The organism is Aporhodopirellula aestuarii (assembly GCF_023701485.1).
GTDB classification, from domain to species: Bacteria; Planctomycetota; Planctomycetia; order Pirellulales; family Pirellulaceae; genus Rhodopirellula; species Rhodopirellula aestuarii.
On record NZ_JAMQBK010000156.1, the window covers coordinates 1 to 3,618 of the forward strand.

General features: G+C 53.7%; 2 protein-coding genes and 1 tRNA gene. 2 read left to right on the forward strand and 1 reads right to left on the reverse strand.

Going from position 1 to position 3,618, the window contains the following annotated elements:
* Positions 1 to 788 precede the first annotated feature (788 nt).
* Positions 789 to 1,637, forward strand: coding sequence for an alpha/beta hydrolase (locus tag NB063_RS32005; RefSeq protein WP_250933902.1), 849 nt, complete (start codon positions 789 to 791; stop codon positions 1,635 to 1,637).
* 494 nt (positions 1,638 to 2,131) lie between these two features.
* Here NB063_RS32005 and NB063_RS32010 read toward each other — a convergent pair.
* Positions 2,132 to 2,205, reverse strand: a tRNA-Val gene (locus NB063_RS32010).
* Between the two features lie 386 nt (positions 2,206 to 2,591).
* On the opposite strand from NB063_RS32010, the gene NB063_RS32015 reads away from it, so the two are divergent.
* Complete coding sequence (locus tag NB063_RS32015; RefSeq protein WP_250933904.1) at positions 2,592 to 3,470, forward strand: hypothetical protein; 879 nt, start codon at positions 2,592 to 2,594, stop codon at positions 3,468 to 3,470.
* Positions 3,471 to 3,618 lie beyond the last annotated feature (148 nt).

Below are 3,618 nucleotides of genomic sequence, written 5' to 3' on the forward strand. Positions count from 1 at the left end.
CGATCCCACGTCGCCTCGACCTCGAATCCACCGTCCGCCCACGCGGAAGGCCCAGGTAAGCAGGTACATAGAAGTGATTCGGTATAACGACAATTCAGCGGATCGTGATCGGTTCGGCGTAGGCCGGACCAAGGAGCCTAAGCGACGCAGTTCCGGCACGACTGAGCAAGTGAATGCCGGAACTCGCAAAGCCTCGTTCCGGCCTACAGTTCGCGGCAGTTTCGCCAGATGATTCCTGCAGACCTGTTTAACAAGTCCCGGTACCGAGGAAAGAGCCCTCACATTTTCCCTTCCCTCACACCAATTCTTCTCGCGGCGTTTCCTCAAATGGACAATCTACTTTCGTGAACTCAAACCCGAATCGCAATTTTCAGATGGCGTCACAAAATCATTTTTGACGCTCATCGCCAGAAACCAGGGAAAGAAATGTGCCAGGGAAAGAAAAGGCGTCAGCGTCTCACTTGAACCATGACGTGCACAGGAGAACGGCTTGCGTGGTTCTTGAAGTGGAAAGCCTTCCGTTCGTTTCCCCTGATGTCTACGGTTGCCCGATTACCAAAACTTCATGACCACACTTAAAGATCTGTTTAGAATTAATCTTAATTACTAGACGTTCGATCTGGAGCTGCGCCGCACGATCATGCAACGGTAACCATTCCTGACGCTCAAGCACCGACTAAGACAAGGTTAATTCACTGGAGAGGTACATGCCCCGTTTGCGATTCGTTTCACTTACCGTTTTGATTTTCTGCAGCATCATTTCCCCGTCATTTGGCCAAGTAGCCGAGATGGAGAAGCAAATGATTGCCTCAGGCGCAAAAGTCAAAACCTACAAAATAACCACGGACTCGAAGGGTGAAGCGGTCGAGCTCAAGATGTATCTCTTCGAACCTGCAGACCATAAAGCGACTGACCGTCGCCCAGCCATTGTGTTCTTTTTCGGAGGAGGTTGGAACGGCGGCAAGCCTTCTCAATTTGCTGAACACTGCAAGTATCTTGCCTCGCGAGGCATGATGGCAATGACTGCCGACTACCGAGTGAAATCTCGTCAGGGCACGAAAGCGATCGCTTGTGTAAGCGACGGGAAATCCGCCGTGCGTTGGATTAGGGCCAACTCAAAAGAGTTAGGCGTCGCCCCAGACAAGATCGTCGCCAGCGGCGGCTCAGCAGGCGGGCACGTTGCTGCTTGTACTGGAGTCATCAAAAAGTATGACGAATCGGCCGAAGACCAGAATGTCAGCAGCGTGCCCAATGCTCTCGTTCTATTCAATCCGGCTTTGGTTTTGGCACCGCTTGAAGGCCACCCGGTCGTGAACGAAGAGAAATTGAAAAGTCTCAAGAACCGCGTTGGCGAAGACCCAAAAAACATTTCACCGGTCCATCATGTTGCCGCTGGGGCACCACCGACAATTATCTTTCACGGCAAAGCTGACACGACAGTGCCGTACTCAACCGCAGAAGCATTCACCAAAGCGATGGAAGAAGCAGAAAACCAATGCCAATTGGTGGGCTATGAGCAACAAGGCCACGGGTTCTTTAACCACAAGAACAAAAAGGGAAAGTTCGATGAAACGGTGGCCGAGATGGATAGGTTCCTTGCGTCGCTTGGGTACTTAAAAGAACGCGAAGCGAAGTAGGTCTGTGAGAAGTTGGACAATCACGGCGGAGTGACGGGCGGAAATGCCCATGGGCAAAGAAAGCGTGCCAGCACCTCTACCGCAACAAGCGTTTTTCCGACGTGACACCAGACGGCTCACGCCGTTCCGCTAGCAAGGCAGGCTCCATCTCGCTGCATTCGTCGAGCAGACCACACAGGTTGGTGAACTTGCCATGGCTCGCTGGGCTCCTCCTGTGAAGATGCCGCCCCTTCGCGGTGTACTCAGCGAACCACGAGCGATACCGGGAAAAGCTTTCCGTTGAACCATGCTTCCCTCGACAAGAAGCTTTGACGACTCAACCGGACCATAGCCTGACCGCTGACAGGGTACTGACAGGCAGGTTGAGAACGTGACATTGCGAAACTCCAAACGGCATTCGGAGTAGTCGCCTACTCCGAAACAATCCGAATACAAGTCGCACGCCAACAGTGGCGGCAACGCTAACTAGCGTTCCAGCAAGAACTTAAAACAAATGGGCGATACAGAACTCGAATCTGTGACCTCTGCCGTGTGAAAGCAGCGCTCTAACCAACTGAGCTAATCGCCCGTGTTCGGGGCCTCTCGGGATTTGAGAGGTGAGTGGGAAGGGGTCAAAATAACTTTTCTCCGGTCTTTAGGCAAGCGTGCGAGAACGGCTCTCGGAAGCAAATTCGCCCACCCAAATAGGCAATTTTAACGCAGCAGTGTGAGCCCGCCCGATTCCCGAAAAACTCGATGGCCGGCGTCATTGGCGTAACAAGGATGTCGCTCGACAATCGGCTCACTGGGGAAAACGCTTGGAAGGAAAGACGAATTCATTTTGGGATTGGCTCGCGTGCCTATTTGCAAGCTCGCGACTGTTTTGGCGTGCTGACTCAACATCGCAATCCGCGCAATCCTTTATACTGGGGCAGGGACAATGGGTTCGCCGCAACTTGGGTATTTTCCAGCATCATGAACCATCCTTTTTTTTCATTGCAGTTCTTACGCGACCGCGACCCGCGTTTTCTCCGGAAACTGCTTGATGAGTCGCGGCCGGAAATTTTGGCGGAAGCGGCCGACGAGTGGGTGCTCAGCGATCGGCAATGGGAGGCCGAAGAGGCACAGCGATACCTGCTCGGCATCCCGGCTTCGCCTGGGCATGAGGTTGTCGTGCGGAGGTTGATCCAAGCGGCAGATGAACGACGTCGGGGTGGCGTGCTGGCCGCGGCGATGGTGATGGCGGATCAGTTGGTCACGCATGATCTTAGGCACGTGCGAGTTTGGGATTACACGCAGCAAGGCTGGGTGGACGGCATTCGTTCGGACCGACCTGACGATCAAGTCAAACGTGTGTTGCCATTGCGTCACGATCAACGCAGGGAACAGATTTATCTCTCACGCCGCACTTCGCACCAAAACCGTTTGTTCTCACTGCAAACGAGACAATACATTCGCCGATTCGTGTGGCGATCGATTCGGAAATTCGCGAAAGATTCACCGGTCGAATTTATCACCACACTCAGCAAAGCTCTCCGTTGGTACCCCGAGTCGTTCCCGCGAGATGGCGGGCAATTGCTCGACGCGTGGTGTTTGATGAAGGCATGTTTCGGCAAGCACCCTGGATTGGCATTCAGTTCCCGCAAGGTGTCCTTGATCGGTGAAACCTGCTTGCGGGATCTGATCGACAACGATGTACCGCCACCCTACGCATCGTTGTGGGCTGCCGAAACAGGACGACGTGAAATGCAACGCATTGCCTCCCAAGCGGCGTCACCGTTTGTGCGAACGTGGGCCGAATCGGTTCTGGTCATGCAGTCGAGTGGCTACACCAACGGGCTCAATCAAATTTGATATCCTGAGCAGACACAAACTTGGGGAAGGAAGCGGATTCGTTCCGACGACGCGAAGATCTGAATTGCTGCGGTGTTCCGCCGCGGTTGAAATTCGAGAGGCATTCGCTTTCTCGAATCGCCGGTTTTGTCCCCTCTCCATCGGTGAG

Bases quoted from the DNA above. Each gene is read 5' to 3' on its own strand.
- NB063_RS32005 (WP_250933902.1), top strand. From the start codon at position 789: ATGGAGAAGCAAATGATTGCCTCAGGCGCAAAAGTCAAAACCTACAAA.
- NB063_RS32015 (WP_250933904.1), top strand. From the start codon at position 2,592: ATGAACCATCCTTTTTTTTCATTGCAGTTCTTACGCGACCGCGACCCG.